General features: G+C 64.7%; 19 protein-coding genes. 6 read left to right on the top strand and 13 right to left on the bottom strand.

Translation table 11 applies throughout. The annotated features are described in order from the left end of the window. Positions 1-158 precede the first annotated feature (158 nt). Together FBZ93_RS11160 and FBZ93_RS11155 are read left to right on the top strand one after the other, a co-directional pair. Entirely contained in the window at positions 159-857 is a 699-nt protein-coding gene (locus tag FBZ93_RS11160; protein WP_146985950.1) for a ribonuclease activity regulator RraA, read from the top strand. A 23-nt stretch (positions 858-880) separates the two neighbouring features. Further along, entirely contained in the window at positions 881-1285 is a 405-nt protein-coding gene (locus tag FBZ93_RS11155) for a (R)-mandelonitrile lyase (RefSeq protein WP_146985948.1), read from the top strand. A gap of 149 nt (positions 1286-1434) precedes the next feature. On the opposite strand, the gene FBZ93_RS11150 is transcribed toward FBZ93_RS11155, so the two are convergent. Both FBZ93_RS11150 and FBZ93_RS11145 read right to left on the bottom strand, forming a co-directional pair. Further along, a complete protein-coding gene (locus FBZ93_RS11150) occupies positions 1435-2235 on the bottom strand; it encodes a DUF2147 domain-containing protein (RefSeq protein ID WP_146985946.1) in 801 nt (266 codons plus the stop codon). A gap of 183 nt (positions 2236-2418) precedes the next feature. Beyond that, positions 2419-3192 (bottom strand): transporter substrate-binding domain-containing protein, encoded by a 774-nt coding sequence (locus FBZ93_RS11145; protein ID WP_146985944.1) that lies wholly within the window; start codon positions 3190-3192, stop codon positions 2419-2421. 85 nt (positions 3193-3277) lie between these two features. On the opposite strand from FBZ93_RS11145, the gene FBZ93_RS11140 reads away from it, so the two are divergent. Then, positions 3278-3802, top strand: coding sequence for a DUF1993 domain-containing protein (locus FBZ93_RS11140; RefSeq protein ID WP_146985942.1), 525 nt, complete (start codon positions 3278-3280; stop codon positions 3800-3802). On the opposite strand, the gene FBZ93_RS11135 is transcribed toward FBZ93_RS11140, so the two are convergent. From FBZ93_RS11135 to FBZ93_RS11105, 7 genes are all read right to left on the bottom strand, one after another. After that, a complete protein-coding gene (locus FBZ93_RS11135; RefSeq protein ID WP_146985940.1) occupies positions 3799-4458 on the bottom strand; it encodes a hypothetical protein in 660 nt (219 codons plus the stop codon). The two genes, FBZ93_RS11140 and FBZ93_RS11135, sit on opposite strands and share 4 nt — an antisense overlap. A 103-nt stretch (positions 4459-4561) precedes the next feature. Beyond that, entirely contained in the window at positions 4562-5986 is a 1425-nt protein-coding gene (locus tag FBZ93_RS11130; protein WP_146985938.1) for an amidase, read from the bottom strand. 161 nt (positions 5987-6147) lie between these two features. Then, complete coding sequence (locus FBZ93_RS11125) at positions 6148-7137, bottom strand: hydroxyacid dehydrogenase (protein WP_146985936.1); 990 nt, start codon at positions 7135-7137, stop codon at positions 6148-6150. A 30-nt stretch (positions 7138-7167) separates the two neighbouring features. Beyond that, positions 7168-8268: an ABC transporter ATP-binding protein gene (locus tag FBZ93_RS11120; protein ID WP_146985934.1), complete on the bottom strand. Its 1101-nt coding sequence runs from the start codon at positions 8266-8268 to the stop codon at positions 7168-7170. 21 nt (positions 8269-8289) lie between these two features. After that, a complete protein-coding gene (locus tag FBZ93_RS11115; RefSeq protein WP_050423685.1) occupies positions 8290-9201 on the bottom strand; it encodes a carbohydrate ABC transporter permease in 912 nt (303 codons plus the stop codon). After that, positions 9201-10139 (bottom strand): carbohydrate ABC transporter permease, encoded by a 939-nt coding sequence (locus FBZ93_RS11110; RefSeq protein ID WP_146985932.1) that lies wholly within the window; start codon positions 10137-10139, stop codon positions 9201-9203. Before FBZ93_RS11110 ends, FBZ93_RS11115 begins: the two co-directional genes overlap by 1 nt. Before the next feature lie 116 nt (positions 10140-10255). After that, positions 10256-11596, bottom strand: coding sequence for an ABC transporter substrate-binding protein (locus tag FBZ93_RS11105; protein ID WP_146985930.1), 1341 nt, complete (start codon positions 11594-11596; stop codon positions 10256-10258). A gap of 453 nt (positions 11597-12049) precedes the next feature. On the opposite strand from FBZ93_RS11105, the gene FBZ93_RS11100 reads away from it, so the two are divergent. Next, positions 12050-12799, top strand: a complete 750-nt coding sequence (locus FBZ93_RS11100) for a Spy/CpxP family protein refolding chaperone (RefSeq protein ID WP_433995398.1) — start codon at positions 12050-12052, stop codon at positions 12797-12799. 371 nt (positions 12800-13170) lie between these two features. Here FBZ93_RS11100 and FBZ93_RS11095 read toward each other — a convergent pair whose 3' ends face one another. Genes FBZ93_RS11095 through FBZ93_RS11085 form a run of 3 tightly spaced genes read right to left on the bottom strand, consistent with a single transcriptional unit; the run spans position 13171 to position 16197 of the window. Then, positions 13171-13572: a VOC family protein gene (locus tag FBZ93_RS11095; protein ID WP_146985929.1), complete on the bottom strand. Its 402-nt coding sequence runs from the start codon at positions 13570-13572 to the stop codon at positions 13171-13173. Between the two features lie 19 nt (positions 13573-13591). Next, the gene (locus FBZ93_RS11090; protein ID WP_146985927.1) at positions 13592-14779 is read right to left on the bottom strand and encodes an acyl-CoA dehydrogenase family protein; all 1188 of its coding nucleotides are present in this window, start codon (positions 14777-14779) and stop codon (positions 13592-13594) included. Between the two features lie 11 nt (positions 14780-14790). Beyond that, the gene (locus tag FBZ93_RS11085) at positions 14791-16197 is read right to left on the bottom strand and encodes an MFS transporter (protein WP_146985925.1); all 1407 of its coding nucleotides are present in this window, start codon (positions 16195-16197) and stop codon (positions 14791-14793) included. Positions 16198-16465: 268 nt separating this feature from the next. Between FBZ93_RS11085 and FBZ93_RS11080 the strand changes: the two genes are divergently transcribed. After that, on the top strand, positions 16466-16717 hold the full coding sequence (locus tag FBZ93_RS11080; RefSeq protein WP_146985923.1) for a PilZ domain-containing protein: 252 nt from the start codon (positions 16466-16468) through the stop codon (positions 16715-16717). 86 nt (positions 16718-16803) lie between these two features. Further along, positions 16804-17535 carry an adenylate/guanylate cyclase domain-containing protein gene (locus tag FBZ93_RS11075; RefSeq protein ID WP_146985922.1) on the top strand — a complete coding sequence of 244 codons (732 nt, stop codon included), beginning with the start codon at positions 16804-16806 and terminating at the stop codon, positions 17533-17535. Between the two features lie 137 nt (positions 17536-17672). On the opposite strand, the gene FBZ93_RS11070 is transcribed toward FBZ93_RS11075, so the two are convergent. After that, a complete protein-coding gene (locus tag FBZ93_RS11070) occupies positions 17673-19742 on the bottom strand; it encodes an ATP-dependent helicase (protein ID WP_146985920.1) in 2070 nt (689 codons plus the stop codon). Positions 19743-19766 lie beyond the last annotated feature (24 nt).

Here is a 19766-nt window from a genome sequence, read left to right as displayed (position 1 = left end):
ATTCGCTTCGTGCAAAATGATGTAGCAACTTCAATAAATTAATCGGCATGCCGGCGATAAATTTGGTTGATCGCAGCATTTTCGCGCAGCCCTTGACGCACGGCCTTTGCCCGGCAACATGCGCCGGTCTTTCCCTCCCATCGGAGCAAGCTTTCGAGATGTCACTGTCCGCCGAAGCGATCGCGACGCTGTCGCACGTGTCCACCGCCACCATCACCACCGTCCTGCTCAAGAAGGGCCTGCGCAACATCTGGATGCGCGGCACCAAGCCCCTGAAGCCTGGGCAGAAGCGGCTGGTCGGCCCGGCGTTCACGCTGCGCTTCGTGCCGGCCCGCGAGGATCTGGCGACGCCGGAATCCTGGTCGTCGCCGATTTCGACCCGCACCGCCATCGAGGCGATGCCGACGGGCTGCATCGCTGTGGTCGACGCCATGGGCATCACCGATGCCGGCATTTTCGGCGACATCCTCTGCGCGCGCATGGTCAAGCGCGGGGTGACGGCGCTGATCACCGATGGTGTGGTGCGTGACGTCGAGGGCGTGCTTGGCACCGGCCTGCCGGTGTGGTGCGACGGCTACGCCGCGCCGCCGTCGGTCGCGGGGTTGACCTTCGTCGGCTGGGGCGAACCGATCGGCTGCGGCGGCGTTGCCGTGTTTCCGAACGATGTGGTGGTGGCTGACCAGGACGGCGCGGTGCTGATCCCGCAGGCATTCATCGATCACGTGCTGGCCGAAGGCCCTGAGCAGGAACGGATGGAAGCCTGGATCGTCAACGAGGTGAACAATGGCGCCCAGTTGCCCGGCCTGTATCCGATGAATGCCGAGACCAAGGCACGCTACGCCGCAACCAAGAAATAACGTCAAGAGAGGGAGGTAACCCCATGGATATCCACGTTTCCGGCTCGCGGCCAACCCGCCGCGCGCCGAAGGAGAATTTCACCGGCAGCGTGCTGCAGGATCCGATCAACATGGCGCCGGCGCCGGCCCGGCTGAACGCCTCGCGGGTGTCGTTCGAGCCCGGCGCGCGCACCGCCTGGCACACCCATCCGCTCGGGCAGACGCTGTATGTGATCTCAGGCATCGGCCGCGTGCAGGCCAAGGGCGGGCCGATCCGGGAGATCCGCCCCGGCGACGTGGTCTGGATTCCGCCGAACGAGAAGCACTGGCACGGCGCCTCGCCTGATAACAGCATGACCCACATTGCCATGCAGGAGGCGCTCGACGGCGTCTATTCGACCTGGATGGAGCACGTCACCGACGAGGAATACAACGGCAAGGTCGGCTGACACTCGGCTGCGAGCCAATAAGAAGGCCCCGCACGCCGCGGGGCTTTTTTGTGTGTAGCCCGGATGTAGCGAAGCGCAATCCGGGGCGGTCTCTCCTGCGGCAAGGTCCCCGGATTTCGCTGCGCTCCATCCGGGCTACGCGGTCCGCGTCAATTCACCCGCGTCCAGGTCTGGCCGCCGCAGAACATGCCGCCGAACGCGCAGCCCTGCACGCGCAGGGTGTCGGGGCTCTTCAGCGCGATGGTGGAATCGTAGGTGCTGCCGCTGTTCGGATCGAAGATGCGGCCGCTCCACTTGTCCTTGCCCGGCTTCATGTTGATCAAAACCTGCTCGCCGTTGGCATTCGACTTCTTGTCGACCGAGTAACCGCAGAGATTGGCGCCGCACTGCTCGATGCGGACCTTGCCTTCCTTTTCTTCAGTCAACCAGACGCCGAGCGGCGAGTTGGCTGCCAGCACGGGATTCGCTGCAGGCTTGGGTGCAGGCGATGCGGCGCCGACCGTTGGCGGAGCGATGGGACTTGCCGCCGGCGCTGCGCTTTGCTGCACGACAGGTGGCGTCGGTGGTGCGGCCGCTGCCGTACCCGGAGGTGGCGCGACGTTCGTGTTCGCGGGTTCTGTCGTTGCGGCTGTCGGCGCCGGCGCTGCCGGGGCAGCTGCCTGATCAACCGCAGCCGAAGAGGGCGATGCAGCGGCCGCGGGGGGCGTGACGGGCGGAGGCGGAGAATCCGTCCTGGCGTCCTTCGGCGCCGTCTCGCGCTTCTGCTCGGCGTCCTTATGCTTGGCGCGCTTGGTGCTGCGGCCGGAATTGTCGTAGACGCCGGGGATGGAGACCGTTCCACGATCCGGATCGATGCGGATGGTGCGGCCGCCGTAATCGAACGTGTATTGTGCCTGCGCTGTCACCGTGCTCGCCAGCACCAGCGTGGCGATCGCCAGAAGCTTCGTCATCTCGATCTCCAGTGCAGGGAATCCCGTTCGCAAGGCTATTTGGTGGCCGCCTCGTTGAACGTGCCCCAGATCACGGTCAAAATATGAGTCGAGTCCTGAGAGCTTAGGTTCAAAGCATTGGATCGCGGTTCGGTTTCAGGCCGTTGGCATCAATTTTTGGGCACGCGGGTCTGACGCCGCAGGCTATTCGAACCACACAGCGTATATCTTCGCGTAGCTGCCGTCTTCGTGCGTGATGTGAAGCCACTGGTCGACGAACGCCTTCAAGGCGACGTCGCGTTGCATCCAGTAGGCTTTCTCGGCGAAGTCGAACGGCTTGTCGGGATGCACGGCGCAGAGCACGCCGGGATGCAGCTTCTGCTGATAGCGTGTCTCGGACGCGTCGGTCATCATCAGGTCGGCATCGCCCTTGGCGATCTCGTCGAAGATTTTGGTGTTGTCGTTGAAGACGCGAATGTCGGCCGCCTTCACGTTGGCGCGTGCAAAGCGTTCATTGGTGCCGCCGGGATTGACGATGATTCGGATGCCGGGCTTGTCGATCCCGGCGAGCGTGTCGTACTTGCCTTTGTCCGCGCAGCGCGCGATCGGCGTCTTGCCCTCGCGCATGATCGGCGTCGAGAACAGGCCCTTCTTCTGCCGGTCGAAGGTGATGGAGACGCCGCCCATCGCGATGTCGAAATTGTCGGCCTCGAAATCCCTGGTCATCTGCGGCCACGATGTCGGCACGAACTCGACCTTGACGCCGAGTGCCTTGCCGAGCGATTGCGCCATGTCGACGTCGAAGCCGCGAAACGTCTTGGTCTCCTTGTCGAGCGCCGTGAAGGGCAGGTAGTCGCCGGTCATCCCGACGCGCAGCGTGCCGCGCTTGACGATCTCATCGAGCCGGGATGGCGCTGATTGCGCATGTGCGGCCGAAAAAAGCAAAGTGAGAGCGAGGCCGGCCAGCGCGCGAAACATAGAGGTCTCCGTCAATTCCGATGACATGTCGTTGCGGAGCATTTAGACCAGTTGAGACGATCGAGCCAGCATAGCAGACACAAAGATGACCATCTCGCTCCGCGAAACATCCGTCGGCGCTTATGTGCCGTATCTGCGCAATCTGTCCGCATTGCTCGATCATGCGCAGGCCCATGCTCTGGCTCGCAAGATCGATCCTGACGTGCTGCTCGGGATGCGGCTCGCCCCGAACATGTACAGCCTTCGCCAGCAGGTCGGGGAAGCGAACCGACATGTCGTCCTGAGTTGTGCCTTGCTGGCGGGATGCGCACCGCCGGTTTTCGCTGAGGCGGAGCCCGACATTGCCGAGTTGAAGGCGCGGATTGCCGCCACGATTGATTTTGCGCTGGGTCTGCCGCGGCAGGTGATCGACGCCGCCGCCGACAGGGATGTCGTCTTTACGTTCCGCAGCGGCGCGACCAGGACATTCACCGGCAGGTCCCTGATCCTGACCTTCAGCGTTCCGCAGTTCTTCTTCCATGTCGCAACCGCCTACGACATCCTGCGCCATGCCGGCGTCGATCTCGCGAAGAAGGACTTTTTGGGACCGCCGAGGCCGCCGCAGGGTTAGGCCTCGTTGCTGTCCCGGCTCATCCGCAGGGCGGCAGCGGTGCGGCTGGCGATCTCGTGCTTGAAATGCTCGAAGCGCCGCCGCGCTTCGGCCTCGCGATCGTCGACGAATTTGATCGCGGCGTCCCGGTCCATCGGACCGTTGACCAGAGGGGCCGATCCTTCGCCGACGGTTTCGTCGACATAGTACTGAGCGCCGTCCTGGCGCACCGTCCAGCGGAAGCGCAGCGCGGCCATTGGGCCTGGTCCGGACTTGGAATAGCCGTTGGCCTCGATCGGTTGAGGCGGCTGGATCGGCTCCGGCTCCGGCGCGCTCGGCTCGGATTCACTCAGCTCGGGCTCACTGGGCTCAGCCTGTGCGACCGGCTGAGACGGTTCGGTCGGCGCGGGCTCCTCGACCGGTGCCGGCTCGACGGCCGCCGGTTCGGCGGGCGCGGCCTCGATGGTCACGGTCTTGATGGATACGGTCTCGACGGTAACGACTTCGACCGACGTGGGCAGGGGCGGTGGCATCGCGATGGAGGCCGGCGGATCCTCAGACGGCTCAGATGCCTTGTCCGTCGCCTTGTCGGGCGACGCGGTCTTCTCGGGAGGCGTCTTGGTCTGATCGAGAATGCTCGCGATCGCGGCAAGCGCATTGTCGGTCGGGTCACTCACGGTTCGGTCTCCCAGGCACGACGCCGGCGGAATCGCGCCGACGCTCTTCCTATCTACCTGATCTGACTATCCTTTGTAAGCTAGGCGCTTCGCTTGATGGCGCTTAGGCGCAGACCGGAGGCCGGCGGTCCTTCCAGGGACGAACCTGCTCGAGCTGGCCGGCCAAACGGAACAGCAGTCCTTCCTCGCCGAGCTTGGCCGCGAACATCATGCCGAGCGGCAGGCCGGCCTTGCTCCAGGCCAGCGGCACCGACATCGCCGGCTGCCCTGACATGTTGAACATCGAGGTGCCCGGCATGTAGCGGCGCAGCACCGGCGCGATGTGAGACAGATCCTCGGACATCGTGTTCAACTCGCCGAGGCGGAGCGGCGGAGCGCACAGCGTCGGGCTGAGGAAGATGTCGCAGCCCTCGAAGAAAGTCGCAAGCCCGCGCGAAACCTGGAATGCCGCAAGCTGCGCGGCGACATAGTCGGCCGGGACCATCTTGGCCGAGTTCTGGCCGCTCGCGAGCGTCAGCCGCTCGACATCGTCCGACGTCAGCGTACGTCCGACCCGCTGCTCGAGCAGGCGGATGGTCAGCGCCGTGTTGCCGCCGACGATCGTGGCCATGAGCGCGGCGGGATCGGCCGCAAGCGACGGCGCGCGCTCCTCGACATGATGGCCGAGGCCAGCCAGCAGCTTGGCGATGTCGCGGACCGCCGCTGATATCTCGGGATCAATGGCATCGCCATAGGGTGACTTGTCGGTGAAGCTGATGCGTAGCTGACCGGGGTCGCGGCCGACTTCCTGCGAGAACGGCCGCTCCGGCGGCGGCGCGACGTAGAGGCTCGACGGCTCCGGGCCGTGGATCGCGTCCATCATGACCGCGCTGTCGCGGACGCTGATGCTGAGCACATGGCCGACCGAGAACCCGCCCCAGCCTTCGCCACGATCGGGACCGCAGGGGTTGCGGGCGCGCGTCGGCTTCATGCCGAACACGCCGCAGGCGGAGGCTGGAATCCGGATCGAGCCGCCGCCGTCGCTGGCATGCGCGACGGGCAGGATACGCGCCGCGACCGCAGCGCCGGCGCCGCCGGACGAGCCGCCGGAGGAATGCTCGAGATTCCAGGGATTGCGGGTAGGGCCGAACAGACGGGATTCGGTCGTCGGCATCAGACCGAATTCCGGGCTCGCGCTCTTGCCGAAGATCGCAAGACCCGCATCGAGGAAACGCTGGGTCAGCGTCCCGTTGTGGTCTGCGACGAAGTCCTTCAGCAGGCTTGCGCCCGACGTGGTGCGGGTGCCCGCGAGCAGATCGAGGTCCTTCAGCAGGAACGGCACGCCGGTGAACGGACCGTCGGGCAAGCCCTTGGCGATCTGGCGCTCGGCGTAGTCGTAGTGCTTGACGACGACCGCGTTGATCTTGGGGTCGACGGCGGCGGTGCGCGCGATCGCCTCGTCGAGCAGCTCCTTCGGTGTCACGTCCTTCTTGCGGACCAGCTCGGCGAGACCGACCGCATCGTAGTTGCCGAATTCCTTGAAGGCCATTGTGCATGCTCCGCATCGCCGGGCCGACCTCGCGGGATCGACCGCGGCGCAACTAGAGCACGATCCGGAAAGGTGTGAAGCGGTTTTTCCGAAAAGATCGTGCTCAAACAACAAACAAAAGCGCGAATGACCTCTCATCGCGCTTTTGGAAGGCTGAAAGCTCAGCCGAGGACGTCCTGATTGATCACGTTCTGGCGCAGCGGATTGCCGTCCAGCACGCTCAGGATATTGCGCGCGGTCTGCTCGCTCATGCGATCGACGGCCTCGACGGTCACGCCCGCGACGTGCGGTGCCATGATCACATTCGGCAGGGCGTGCAGCGGCTGGCCGACCGGCGGCGGCTCGACCTCGAACACGTCGAGGCCTGCGCCGGCGAGCTTGCCCGACACCAGCGCGTCGTGCAGCGCCTTCTCGTCCACGATGCCGCCGCGGGCCGTGTTGATGAGATAGGCGGTCGGCTTCATCAGCCTGATCCGCGCGGCGTTGAACAGGCCGACGGTCTCGGGCGACTTCGGACAGTGGATCGTGACGAAATCCGCCCGCGGCAGCGCCGCCTCGAGGCTCGGCACCGCCTCACAGCCGGCCGCGGTAATTTCGCTGGCGGGCTTGTAGGGGTCGTAGACCAGCACGTTCATTTCCATCGCGAGGCAGCGCTTGGCGGTGCGGGTGCCGATGCGGCCGAAACCGACGATCAGGACCGTCTTGCCGTAGAGGTCGAACGGCAGCACGCCGAGCCGGCTCGCCCAGGTGCCGTCCTTCACCATCGTGTGCATTTCCTGCGCGCGCTTGGCCAGCGTCAGCATCATGAACACGGCATGCTCTGCGACCGACGGCGAGTTCGCGGTGCCTGCGACCATCAGCGGCACCTTGCGGGCCGACAGCGCCGGCACGTCGACGGCGTCGTAACCGACACCGATCCGGGTCACCACCAGCATCCCCTTGGAGGCCTCGAGCTCGGCCTCGCCGAAGCGGGTCGCGCCGAGCGCGACGCCATGGACCGGCGCGTGCTGCTCCAGCATCGCCTGGAAGTCCTTGGCCGAGATCAGGTTGGGAAATTCGATGAGTTCGACGTCGTCCCGCTCGTTGAGGAGGACCCGTGCCCCCGGAGACAGAGTCTGGGTGATGAAGATCTTCTTCTTGTTGGTGGCCATTTCCTGCCCTTGAGGTTTTCTTGTGCGCCGTCAAAGGACGGCGCCGGTCACCTCGTTTAGCAAATGCATATTGTTGAGGTCCACAGCCAATCGGAGCGGGCTGCCATCCTGTGCGCCCGCATTGGGGCTGACCCGGCCGCAGACCTGGCTGCCCTCGAGCGTGAAATAGACCAGGGTCTCCATGCCCATCGGCTCGGTGACGTCGAGCACCGCATCGAACGGTTCGACGCCCGGCCCGGCATGCGGCCGCGCCTCCATGACGTGCTCGGGCCGGATGCCCAGCAGCAGTCTGTCGGTGCGGGAGAGGGACTGGTAGCGAGCGGCGCGCGCGGGCGGCAGCGCGAAGGCGAGGCGGTCGGTCAGCCGGACGTTGAGCTTGCCGCCGACGTCCTCGAGCCGGCACGGCACGAAGTTCATCGCGGGCGAGCCGATGAAGCTCGCGACGAACCGGGTCGCCGGCTTGTGATAGAGCTCGTTGGGCGTGCCGATCTGCTCGATCCTGCCGTGGTTCATAACCACGACGCGGTCGGCCAGCGTCATCGCCTCGACCTGATCGTGGGTGACGTAGACGGTCGTGGTGCGCACCTTCTGGTGCACCTTCTTGATCTCGATCCGCATCTGCACGCGGAGCTTGGCGTCGAGGTTGGACAGCGGCTCGTCGAATAGGAACACCTTCGGATTGCGCACGATGGCGCGTCCCATCGCGACGCGCTGGCGCTGGCCGCCGGAGAGCTGCTTGGGCTTGCGGTCGATCAGGTCGGTGATGTCGAGCATCCGGGCAGCTTCCGTGACCCGGCTCTTGATCTCGGCCTTGGGGTAGTTCTTCAGCCGCAGTCCGAACGACATGTTCTCCGCGACGGTCATGTGCGGATACAGCGCATAGTTCTGGAACACCATGGCGATGTCGCGGTCCTTCGGCGGTACATCGTTGACGACGTCGCCGCCGATCATGATATCGCCGTCGGAAATGTCCTCGAGGCCGGCGATCATCCGCAGCGTCGTCGACTTGCCGCAGCCGCTCGGCCCGACCAGCACCACGAACTCATGGTCGGCGATATCGAGGTCGATGCCGCGCACCGCCTCGACCTCGTCGTAACGCTTCACCACCTTGCGCAAACTGACGTCGGCCATGAATTCCCATCCTTGTCGCGTTCAACCCTTTGTCGCACCGGCGGTCAGGCCGGCAATGTAGTAGTCCATCAGGAAGGCGTAGATGATCAGCGGCGGCGCGGCGCCGAGCAGGGCGCCGGTCATGATCTGTCCCCAGTTGAAGACGTCACCCTTGATCAGGGTGGTGATGATGCCGACCGGCAGCACGAGCTGATCGGTCGAGGTGGTGAACACCAGCGGATAGAGGAACTGGGCCCAGGAGACCGTGAAGGCGAAGATCGTCGCCGCGATCAGGCCGGGCAGCGCGACCGGAATGAAGATCCGGGTCAGCGTCTGGAACCAGCTCGCGCCGTCGATGATCGCGGCCTCGTCGAGCTCCTTCGGGATCGAGGCGAAATAGCCGATCATGATCCAGGTGCAGAACGGCACCGTCAGCGTCGGGTAGATGAACAGCAGCACGTACCAGCGATTGACGAGCTGGATGCCGGTCCAGTCGCCGAACACGGCGAACATCTTGAACAGCGGGATGAACAGCAGGCTGTCCGGAATGAGGTAGGTGAGGAACACGCCGGTCGCGAGCGTCGCCGAGCCCCAGAATTTCATCCGCGCCAGGGCAAAGGCGGCCGGCACGCTGATCAGCATCGTGATGGTGACCACGATGATCGAGACCCAGGCCGAATTCCAGAAGAAGCGCAGGAACTGGTTCGAGGTCAAGAGCTCGATGTAATTGCTGAGTGTCGGATGATAGACCCACCACGGGTTGGTCGCCGCCGAGATCTCGGCGCTGCTCTTCAGCGATGTGATCAGCATGTAGAGCGGCGGCGTCAGCGAGAAGATCGCAAACAGGATCAGGAAGAAATAGGACCAGCGCAGCGCCCAGGTCCGGTCGCGGCTCATGCTGCCGTACTTGACCTTGCGGGTCGGCCCCGACTTGTCGATCGTCATCGTGCTCATCAGGATTCGTTCCCGCGTTTGGTGATGTCGCGCAGGATGAAGATCGCCGCGACCGCGAGGATCGGCACCATGAACAGCGAGACGCTGGCGCCGAGCGGAATGTCGCTGCCCTCGATGCCGACGCGGAACGCCCAGGTGGCGAAGATGTGGGTGTGGTCGAGCGGTCCGCCCGCAGTCAGGATGCGCACGATGTCGAAATTGGCGAAGGTCACGATCAGCGAGAACAGCGTCGTGATCGCGATGATGTTGCGCATCATCGGCAGCGTCACGTACCAGATCCGCTGCCACCAATTGGCGCCGTCGATCGCGGCCGCCTCATAAAGCTGCTCGGGCACCGATTTCAGCGCCGCCAGATACATGATCATGAAAAACGGTGCGCCGTACCAGACATTGACCAGGATCACCGAGAAGCGCGCCCACATCGCGTCACCGGTCCACGGGATCGGGCCGATGCCGAAGAACGACAGCGTGTAGTTGAAGGCGCTGTAGGACGGGTCGAACAGCCACAGCCAGGCCAGCGTACTCATCGCCGGCGGGATCACCCACGGCACCAGCAGCATGCCGCGCCACTTGCGCTGCTTGTTGGCGGGGACGTTGTGCACGAAATGCGCAACGATGAAACCGATCAGGGCTTTGAAAACCACTGCCGAGATCGCGAAAATGCAGGACTGCTTGACCACCAGCCAGAACGTTTCGCGCTTGAACAGGAACTCGAAATTGCCGAAGCCGACAAACTTCGTCATCGCCTTGTTCAGCGTCGCCAGATGTAGGGAATAGATTGCCGGATAGATCACCAGGATCGCGATCAGGAGGATCAACGGCAGCGTCATCAGGAACGCCGACATTGATTTGCGCCGTAGCGCGTTGCGCAGGCCGACACGCCTTCGCCCTGACTGGGCCGCCGCTGTGCGGTTGGGCTGGAATGCGACATCAACCATAACGCAGGTCCCTCGCGCGGGTTGGTTGCACAGCTCGCCGGTTCGGCGGCCGGGAAGTAGAGACGAGAGCTCGCGCGGCCAGCACCAGGGGCGGTCGCGCGAGAGCTCGCCTGGCGTCAGCTTCGCATGAAGCCTTCACACTCGCCCTCGGCCCAGGCGAGCGTCTTTTCCATGCCTTCACCCTGGTAGTAGCGCAGGCACATCTTGGTCAGGGTGGCCTGGAAGTAGATCTGCTGCGCAACCTTGGGCGGCGCAGGCGAGGCCGCGATCGACAGCGTCTGGTGCTTGTAGGGGTTCGGGTAGTGGTAGAGCGTGCCCTTCGGCGGCCCTATCTCTTCCCAGACCTTCAACGTCGTGAGCTTCTCGTAGGCCGGCAGGTCATAGCCGCCGCTCGCGACCACCATCTTCTCGATCGATGCGGGTTGCGACAGGAAGGACAGCAGACTCTTGGCCGCTTCCTTGTTCTTCGAGAACGACCAGATCGACCAGAAGAACGGCAGGTAGGGCGCAAAACGTCCCTTCGGGCCGGCCGGGAACCCATGTGTCCAGCATTGCTCTGCGACCTGCGGGGCATCGCGCTTGGCGACCGCCCAGGCGCTCGGCGGGTTCATGATCATCGCGCCCTTGCCTGCCACCAGCCACTTGTTGTTGGAGGCGTCGTCCCACGCAGACACATCCGGCGGCAGGAAGGCGAGCAGCTTCTTGTAGAAGTCGAGCGACTGGCGCACCGCGTCGGTCTTGACGGTGAGGTTGCCCTTGGCGTCGACCAGCTGCGCGCCGAACGACTGGAAGATCGCGCCGGCAGTGTCGACACTGTCGCTGGTCTCGCCGAGACCGATGCCGAACGGGAAGCCCGCCTTGTGGCAGGCTTCGGCCGCCTTGAGGAACGTGTCGAGGGTCCAGTTATCAGCCTTCGGCGGGCTTCCGGCCGGATACATCTCCTGGACGTCGATGTTGGCGTACTTCTTCATCAAGTCGATGCGCGAGCAGGGGCCCTTGATCTGGCTGCCGACGCTGGCGGGAACGCCGAGCCATTTGCCGTCGGCCTGGCCGAGATATTTCACCGTGCCGTTGACGTCACCGTTCAGCTTGATCAACGGCTCCATGATGTCGTTGACCGGCTCGAGCAGCTCGGCATTGGCCTGCGGCCACCATGTCGGCATCTGGAAGATATCGTGACCGGATTTCGCCTGCGCCTCGGCGGCGATGGTGACGAGGTTCTTGTTGCCCTGGCTGGTGATGTAGTCGATCTGGACCTCGACCTTTTCCTTGGCGGCCCATTCATTGACCAGCTCGGTGGAGGCGCTGTTCGCGCCTGGCACCCAGTGATCCCAGAAGCCCATCGAGAGCTTGCCGGCTGCGTAGGCGCCACGCACGTAGGGGGCTGTGATGAGCGCCGCCGATGACAGCGCTGTCGCTGCAACGAATTCTCGGCGCGAAAGCTTCTTCCGTGACATGGCATTCCCTCCCTGGTAGCCAACGGACAAAAGACTTCTTCGAATCCCGTTGTTGTTTTTGTGCGTCGCGTTCGCGCGACGTCGCGGGATTTCGTTCACACCGATCAGAACAGAATTGCCGGCGGCTGTCGAGAAACGAGATGCCTGTGCCACGTAGTACTAACGTTGTGGTCAATTCGCAGGCAGCGTCACCAGCATCACTGCGAATGCCGGCGGTTTGCGGCGCGTCTTGCAACCATGCTGCGACGCACGCGCAGGTTGGCACAGCGATCATCGCGGACGGTGCGCGGTTGAGCCGCAGCTTTCCGGTCAAGCCTGACCGATCCGTGTTCCGTCATGTTGATGCCCAGCCCGACCGATAGACTTGCCGAAGGCGGAGACGATAAAGTCGGATTCGTCGAGCCTGCCCCCGCTTCCATTCTGAAATCCACCATCGATCACGGAGACCCGATCATGCTCATCCCGGTAGCGAAGCTGCGAGCACGATGGAAATTGTGCGCCGCGGTTGGGGCCGCCACCGTCGCGCTGCTTGCAGTGCCTCATATGGTCGATGCGCAGATCGTGCAGGGCGTCGAGCAGGGCGCGCGCGAAGGCAACAAGGCTGCCGGACCGGTTGGCGGGGTCCTGGGCGGAGCCATCGGCGGCGTCGTCGGGGTCGTGACCGGGGTGACCGGGGTGTTGACCGGCAACAATGGCAACCCGAATGCCGGTAACGGCAAGAACGCACAGGCTCCGGCATCCGGTGACAAGCAGGGCGCCAAGGCCGCCAAATCGGCCAAGGCCGCCGCCAAGGACAAGGGCGCCAAGCAAGCGCCGACCGTGCTGACCCAGGCCGGCGCACCGCAGCTCACGGCCGAACAGATCGTCGCCAACAGCGACGCCAACATCGAGCGGATCAAGAAGGAACTCAACCTGACGCCGGAGCAGGAGAAGAACTGGGCCGGCTTCAACAGTGCGATGCACTATCTTGGTCACAATGGCGCCGACCGGCTCAACCTGCGCATTGCGCGCGCGCAACGCGATCCGCCTGACGACATCATCGAGCAGATGCGCAACGAGGCCCAGTTCCTCAATGATCGCGCGGTCGATCAGCGCGGTGTCGCCGACGCGGCCGAGCCGCTTTATGCCAGTCTCGACGACAAGCAGAAACAAATCTTCATCAACGAAATGGTTCGCCTCAGCCACGAGCGCGGGCTCGACTAGAGCCTTTTTCCGTTCCGATGGAGTCGGAACGGGGCTCTAGACATCTGACGCGCTTTCTTTTGCGCGAACCGGTATCCACTTCGCGCGAAAGCGCTCTGAGGACTTTCGCCCGCGAAGTGGGGACGAATAGCCGGGCCACCATGCCCTGGGGTAGGTTAAAGGCGCAGCACCCGGCTATTCTGCCGCAGCGGCGCGGCCCGGTTAATTCGTCATTCAATGTTGAAGAAAAACCGACCGGATCACGCCCGAGTGATGGCCGAGTCAGGGCCTTGTCGGGAACCCCTTTCGCGATGGGAAATCTTGGCCGACGCTTGCGTCAGCCATTTGTCGAGCAAGGTAATCCGGCGCAGGCCGCTTCAGCTCCTTCCGGATCAGCTCTTGGGGAAGTTCAGCTCCACGCCGACGCCGTCGGGATCGTAGAGGAAGATCTGGGTGTCGCCGGTGCGCGGCACGATCTGCTCGCGGAACGTGACGTTCTTCGACTGCAGGCGCTTGCGCACGCCTTCGACGTCGGTTGCGGCAAAGGCGATGTGGTCGAGGCGGCCGGTGTCTTCGTATTTCTTCTCGGTGCCGCGCACGACGATGCCGTCGCGCGGCTTGCGGGTGCCCATCAAATGGACAGTGGCCTGGCCGCCGGAATAGAGCCAGTAGCCCGGGAAATCGAGCGGCGGACGGTCGCCATTCTCGAGCCCGAGCACATCGCAATAGAACTCCTTGGTGCGCTCAAGGTCCTGCGGTTCGATGGTGAAATGCTGCAGTCCGCCCAATGGCATGGTTCTTCTCCTTGAGAGTTCAGACGAAGCTGAGGTCGGCCTCGACACCCAGCATCCAGGCGCCGACGGTCTCGAAATGACTGAAGCGGCCCTGCAGTTGCTGCGTCACGGTATGGATGTCGCGGAAGCGCCGCTCCAACGGATGGCCGTCGAAGATCGCGGTGGCGCCGGCCGTGTTGTAGGCGAAGTCGACGGCCTCCCGCGCCTTATGGATGGCGTGGGTCGCCGCCATCCGGATCGTCATGCGCTGTGCGACCGTGATGCTGTGGCCGGCAACCAGGTCCTTCCAGATGTCCGCCATCGATTGCAGGAGGAAAGCGCGGGCGGCGCGCAGATTGACCTCGGCCTGGGCGAGGCCGGATTGCACCACGGCATTGTCGCGCAGCGTCTTCTTCATCCCGCGCGGCACCTTGTTGCGGGCAACGTCGACGAAATTGTCCAGCGCGCTGCGGGCAATGCCGCAGGCGACCCCGGCGAAACCGACCTGGTAGCAGGTGTGGTTGCTCATCCGGTACAGCGGACCATTCTCGCGGCATTCGCGATCGAATTCGCGGGTGATCGAATGGTCCGCGCGAACGAAGAAATCGTTGAGCGCGAACTGGTCGCTGGCGGTGCCGCGCAGCCCGACCGTGTTCCAGATATCGGTCCATTCGACGTCTTCGGTCCGCACCAGCATGGTGCGTTCGATTTGCTCGCCATTGGCGTCGTGGCGCGGCGAGCCGTCCGCGGCATAGACCGGGCAGTGCGCGCCGAGCCACGTGGCGTGCCGTCCGCCTGACGCGAACGACCAGACGCCGGTGACCCGGTAGCCGCCCTCGCATTCGATCGCCTTGACCTTCGGGCCGGGGCCCCAGGCCAGCACCGCGCGCGGGTCGGCAAACATCTCCTGCGCGACCGGCAGATCGAGATAGGCCGCCGACATCGCACAGCCGCCGGCCTGGCTCAGGCACCACGCCGTCGAGGCATCGGCCTTGGCGATGGTCTCGATGGTATGGAAGAAGGTGACGGGATCGGTCTCGATCCCGTTGGTCGAGCGGGGCAGCAGCATGCGGAACAGCTGCGCTCCATGCAGCCGGTCGAGCAAATCGGGCGGCAGCCGGCGGGTTGTTTCGATCTCATCGGCGGCGGCCGCAACCGCGTCCCTGATCGCCTCGGCGCGGGCGATCACGTCACGATCGCCGGCGAGATCCGCAGAAGTCGTGTCCATGTCCGCCTCCCTCAGGCGCGCCGGATCGTTGCGGAGGCCGCGACATCGGCCGTCGCGTTGAGCTCCTTGTCGATCTGCTCGATCGACTTGCCCCGCGTCTCAAGCCCGAAGAACAGGTAGACCGCGCCCGCCATCAGGAACCAGCAGCCGAGATAGACGAAGGCGGTCGGGATCTGGGTCAGCGGCACGTCCGGCTTGAGGTAGTTGTTCGAGCCGACGATCAATGCGAGGCCGACCGGCCCGATGATCTTGCCGATGCCGCCGAAGCCGTAGGCCGACCCCATGCCAGTCGTGCGCAGATGCGACGGCCAGACCTCAGCCGCATAGGGCCCAACGATCGCAAAGCCGCCGTCGGCGAAGAAGAAGGCGGCGCCGAGCAGCAGCCAGAATGCCGACATTCCGAGCAGCGTCGCGTCGTAGTGATAGCCGGCAATGATGGTCAGCGCGCCGGCGCCGAAGCCGAGCAGGCCCCCCGCCACGCGTCGTCCCAGCAACTCCGAGAAATAAGAAAACGAGATGCGGCCGACGAAGCCGGTGACGCTGAGCAGGATCATCATCTTGGCGGCCTGCTGCGGCGTGACTTTCAGCAGCAGCACGAACAGGGCGGGCGCCCACAGCGTGATGCCGTAGACGCCGGTCTGCGCGCCGGCGTTGCCGAGCCAGGAGACGATCAGGCTGCGCGGATATTTGAACAGGTCGAACCAACTGGTCGTGACGATCGGGCCGGCATCGGCCGCGCTGGGCAACGGCAGCTCCGATGGCGGCACCTCGAGGGCCCAGGCCAGCGACTTGCGGGCCTCGTCATAGCGTCCCTGCCGGCACAGCCAGCGCGGCGACTCCGGCACCCAGAGCCTGACCAGCAGCACCAGGACCGCCGGCAGCACGCCGATCGCAAACAACAGCCGCCACTGATCGGTGCCCATGATCGCGCCGAGCACGGCGCCGAGGCCGACGCCGAGCGGGATCACGCAGGTGACGAGCCCGCCGACCCAGCCGCGCTTATGCGAGGGCATGAACTCCTGCACCAGCGGCAGGTCGACGCAATAGAGCCCGCCGACGCCGGTGCCGACGAAGAAGCGCAGGATCGCGAGGTAAACCCAGCCATTGTCGGGCGTGAAATAGAGCAGGCCGGTCGCGATCGAGAAATTCAGCACCGTGCCGATGAAGACGATGCGGCGCCCGACCCGGTCGGCGAGCCAGCCCCAGAGATAGGCGCCGATGATGGCGCCGATGCCGGAACTCATCAGCACGGTGGCCGACTGGCCGAAGGTCAGTTTCCACGGTCCGATCAGGAAGGCGAGCACAAAGCCGATCAGGAAGTAGTCGAAGAATTCCAGCGCATCGCCGATGATAGCCGCCGCAAGGATCTTGATCTGGTTGCCGGTCAGAGTCGTCCGGCGATCGAGAATCTCGAACATGGCGCGTCTCCCCATGGCGCCTGTTCATTGTTGTTGGGAGCGTGCGTCGCGCCAGCGCATCGCCCATCAGATGAGGCTATCCTCGCGCCGTCGCGAACGGCAAGCCCGCGCCGACGCGGGGCTCATCTGCGCGGAGGCGATACGCATTTCGGCTTACTGCTGCGCACAAATCGTGGTGCGAAAGCCTGATGTGGGCCGCGCCAGCCGTTGACTCCGGCAATGCCGATCGCCCACGTTCACGTGAAGAGAGGTGGAGGAGGCAGTCCGGGTGGACGAAAAGCGCAGGCATCCGCGAACCGAGGTCAATGAACCCGGCTATGTCTCGTCGGGCGGTTCGGTCATGCATTGCACGATCGTGAACATATCGCCGGAAGGGGCGGCCATCGAGGTCGAGAATTCGGCCTTCGTCCCGCACAGATTCCGCCTGGTGATGGCCCGCGACGCCTCGGTTGTCCACGAGTGCCAGGTGATCTGGAGCAAGAAGACCCGGATTGGAGTGAGCTTCGTCAAGCCGGCCTGAGTGCCGGCAATTTCGGTTGGGGCGCTCGTGGTCGACCGTGCTACGGTGGGGTGGACTTCGTCGCTGGAACAGCAGGTGATACGCCGATGACTCCGGAACCTGCATCGATCTGCCTCGGTTGCTGGCAGAACCTCCATATGCCGATCCCCTTGCGCGGCCCGTTGTCGGCGCCGTTCCGCCTGTTCGGCATCAAGCCAAGCCGCATGAACCCGAACACCTGCACGATCTGCGAGATGGCGTTCTCGAAGGTCATGAAGGCGCGCGCCGTGACCATCGATGCCACTGTGATGTTCGCCGACCTGCGGGGCTACACCACGCTGACCCAGACCATCGCGCAGGAGGGGCTGACGTCGCTGCTGGATGCGTTCTACGACGACTGTGCGGCCGCGATCTGGCGCTATGACGGCCTGCTCAACAAGACGATCGGCGATGCGGTGTTTGCGATCTTCAATTTTCCAGTGAAGCGGGACGACCATGCCGCGCGCGCCCTGCAGACGGCGCGTGACATCCAGCGCAGCTTTCGCGACCGGCACGACGCGTTGGTGCGCACGATCGGCGCCGGCGATGTCGAGATCGGCATTGGCATCGGTATCGACAGCGGCGACACCAATTTCGGTGAGTTCGGCAAGAGCCATCGCGACCTGACAGCGATCGGCACCGTGGTCAATCGCGCGGCACGCGCCCAGGCGATGGCGAAGTCCGGCGAGATCCTGGTCACGACGGCGGTACGGGATCGAACCCGCGACATGATCACGGCGGCCGGTTCCGATTACACCCTGAAGGGCTTCGACCAGCCGGTTACGCTGTTTCCTGCGTGAATTGACGCGGCGCAACAAAACGACGGCTCCCGCGCGGAGCACCGCGCCGAAGCCGTCGGGGATGGTCGTTTGCCGATTACGAACGTCGCCTCAACGCGTGGCCGGCGGCTTCGTTCCGGGCGTCGCCAAGATTTTCGTCAGCGCCACATGCCGCGCATCCGGGCGCCGATGTCGATCGGCGGCGCGCGGCTGGCGGAGGAAGCCTGCGCTGCGGCGGCCCGTGGCCACGTGGTCCGCTCGAACATCGGCAGCAGCCGTTCCGGGATGAAGCGGGTACGCGAGGCGTACATGTGCCGGTCGCCCTTGGCGGCCTGGCCGTGGACGAAGAAGCGCTGCGGCACCATCAGATGCAGATCGTCCTTGGCGCGGGTCATGGCGACATAGAGCAGGCGGCGCTCCTCCTCGAGTTCGGCCGAGGTGCCGGCGCCGAGGTCGGAAGGCATGCAGCCGTCGACGACGTTGAGCACATAGACCGACTTCCACTCCTGTCCCTTGGCGGAATGGATGGTCGACAGGATCAGGTAATCCTCGTCGAGCAGGGGCACGCCGGCCTGATCGCTGGTCGCGTCGGGCGGATCGAGCGTGAGCTCGGTGAGGAAGCGTTCGCGCGACGGATAGCCGGCGGCAATCTGCTCGAGCTGGATGAGGTCGGCGCGGCGAACCTCGCTGTCCTCATGGATGCGATCGAGATGGGGCTCGTACCACAGGCGCGCGCGCTCGATGTCGACGGGCCATTCCGAGTAGCGGAGATTCTCGATCGCCTCGACGAACAGCCGCCAGTCGGCGCCGGCGCGGGGCGGGGCCGGCAGCGCGGCGAGCGCGGCGATCGGATCGGCGGCCTCGGCCATGTGGTCGAGCACCCGCTGCGCCGAGGCCGGCCCGACGCCGGGTAACAGATGCAGGATGCGAAAGCCGGCGACCCGGTCGCGCGGATTGGCCGTGAAACGCAGCAGCGCCAGCATGTCCTTGACGTGTGCGGCATCGAGGAATTTGAGGCCACCGAACTTCACGAACGGAATGTTGCGGCGGGTCAGCTCGACCTCGAGCGGTCCGCTGTGCGAGGAGGTGCGGAACAGCACCGCCTGATGCTTCAACAGCGTGCCTTCCTCTCGATTGGCCAGCACCTGCTCGACGATGTAGCGCGCCTGATCGGCCTCGTCGCGGATCGTGACCAACAACGGCTTGCGGGTCGAGGTCCGGTCGGTCCACAGGTTCTTGGTGAAGCGTTCCTTGGCAAGCGAGATCACGCCATTGGCGGCCGACAGGATCGGCTGGGTCGAGCGATAGTTGCGATCGAGCGTGACAATCTCGGCGGCTGGGCTGAATTGCGCCGGGAAGTCCAGGATGTTGCGCACGGTCGCGGCGCGGAACGAATAGATCGACTGCGCGTCGTCGCCGACCACGGTGAGCCCGCGTCCTGCCGGCTTGAGCGCGAGCAGGATCGAGGACTGCAGGCGGTTGGTGTCCTGATATTCGTCGACCATCACATGGTCGAAGCGGCCGCCGATCTCCTCGGCCAGCGCCGGGTCGGTCACCATCTGCGCCCAGTAGAGCAGTAGGTCGTCGTAATCGAGCACGTTCTGCCGCTGCTTGGCTTCGACATAGGCCGCGAACAATTGCTTCAGCTCGCCCGCCCAGCCGGAGCACCACGGGAAGAACTGGCCGAGTACGGCCTCGATCGGCATCTCCGCATTCACGCAACGCGAGTAGATCGCAAGGCAGGTGCCCTTGGTCGGGAACCGGCTTTCGGTGCGGGAGAAACCGAGGTCATGGCGGACCAGGTTGATCAGATCGGCGGAGTCCTCGCGGTCATGGATCGTGAAGGCCGGGTCGAGGGCGATGCGCTCGGCGAATTCGCGCAGCAGCCGCGCGCCGATGCCATGGAACGTGCCGGCCCAGTTCAGCGCATCGGTCATGATCGAGGCGCGGTCGCCCAGCACGCGCCGTGCGATGCGCTCGACGCGGCCTGCCATCTCGGCGGCGGCGCGCCGCGAAAAGGTCATCAACAGGATGCGGCGTGGATCGGCGCCCGCGACGATCAGATGTGCGACGCGATGGGCGAGCGTGTTGGTCTTGCCGGAGCCCGCGCCCGCGATCACCAGCAGCGGCGCGCCCACGATGCAATCCTTGCCGACGCCGTGCTCGACGGCGCGGCGCTGCTCGGAATTGAGCGCATCGAGATAGGCTGTGTTGGCAAGATCAGGCACGAATCACCCCCACGAAACGCTAAC

Source organism: Bradyrhizobium macuxiense (assembly GCF_007993935.1).
Taxonomy (GTDB): domain Bacteria; phylum Pseudomonadota; class Alphaproteobacteria; order Rhizobiales; family Xanthobacteraceae; genus Bradyrhizobium; species Bradyrhizobium macuxiense_A.
This window is presented reverse-complemented; position numbering and strand designations above follow the sequence as displayed.

What these genes read in the sequence shown, in the direction of transcription:
- FBZ93_RS11160 (WP_146985950.1), top strand. Translation starts at nt 159, where the DNA reads ATGTCACTGTCCGCCGAAGCGATCGCGACGCTGTCGCACGTGTCCACC.
- FBZ93_RS11155 (WP_146985948.1), top strand. Translation starts at nt 881, where the DNA reads ATGGATATCCACGTTTCCGGCTCGCGGCCAACCCGCCGCGCGCCGAAG.
- FBZ93_RS11150 (WP_146985946.1), bottom strand. Translation starts at nt 2,235, where the DNA reads ATGACGAAGCTTCTGGCGATCGCCACGCTGGTGCTGGCGAGCACGGTG.
- FBZ93_RS11145 (WP_146985944.1), bottom strand. Translation starts at nt 3,192, where the DNA reads ATGTTTCGCGCGCTGGCCGGCCTCGCTCTCACTTTGCTTTTTTCGGCC.
- FBZ93_RS11140 (WP_146985942.1), top strand. Translation starts at nt 3,278, where the DNA reads ATGACCATCTCGCTCCGCGAAACATCCGTCGGCGCTTATGTGCCGTAT.
- FBZ93_RS11130 (WP_146985938.1), bottom strand. Translation starts at nt 5,986, where the DNA reads ATGGCCTTCAAGGAATTCGGCAACTACGATGCGGTCGGTCTCGCCGAG.
- FBZ93_RS11125 (WP_146985936.1), bottom strand. Translation starts at nt 7,137, where the DNA reads ATGGCCACCAACAAGAAGAAGATCTTCATCACCCAGACTCTGTCTCCG.
- FBZ93_RS11120 (WP_146985934.1), bottom strand. Translation starts at nt 8,268, where the DNA reads ATGGCCGACGTCAGTTTGCGCAAGGTGGTGAAGCGTTACGACGAGGTC.
- FBZ93_RS11115 (WP_050423685.1), bottom strand. Translation starts at nt 9,201, where the DNA reads ATGAGCACGATGACGATCGACAAGTCGGGGCCGACCCGCAAGGTCAAG.
- FBZ93_RS11110 (WP_146985932.1), bottom strand. Translation starts at nt 10,139, where the DNA reads ATGGTTGATGTCGCATTCCAGCCCAACCGCACAGCGGCGGCCCAGTCA.
- FBZ93_RS11105 (WP_146985930.1), bottom strand. Translation starts at nt 11,596, where the DNA reads ATGTCACGGAAGAAGCTTTCGCGCCGAGAATTCGTTGCAGCGACAGCG.
- FBZ93_RS11100 (WP_433995398.1), top strand. Translation starts at nt 12,050, where the DNA reads ATGCTCATCCCGGTAGCGAAGCTGCGAGCACGATGGAAATTGTGCGCC.
- FBZ93_RS11095 (WP_146985929.1), bottom strand. Translation starts at nt 13,572, where the DNA reads ATGCCATTGGGCGGACTGCAGCATTTCACCATCGAACCGCAGGACCTT.
- FBZ93_RS11090 (WP_146985927.1), bottom strand. Translation starts at nt 14,779, where the DNA reads ATGGACACGACTTCTGCGGATCTCGCCGGCGATCGTGACGTGATCGCC.
- FBZ93_RS11085 (WP_146985925.1), bottom strand. Translation starts at nt 16,197, where the DNA reads ATGTTCGAGATTCTCGATCGCCGGACGACTCTGACCGGCAACCAGATC.
- FBZ93_RS11075 (WP_146985922.1), top strand. Translation starts at nt 16,804, where the DNA reads ATGACTCCGGAACCTGCATCGATCTGCCTCGGTTGCTGGCAGAACCTC.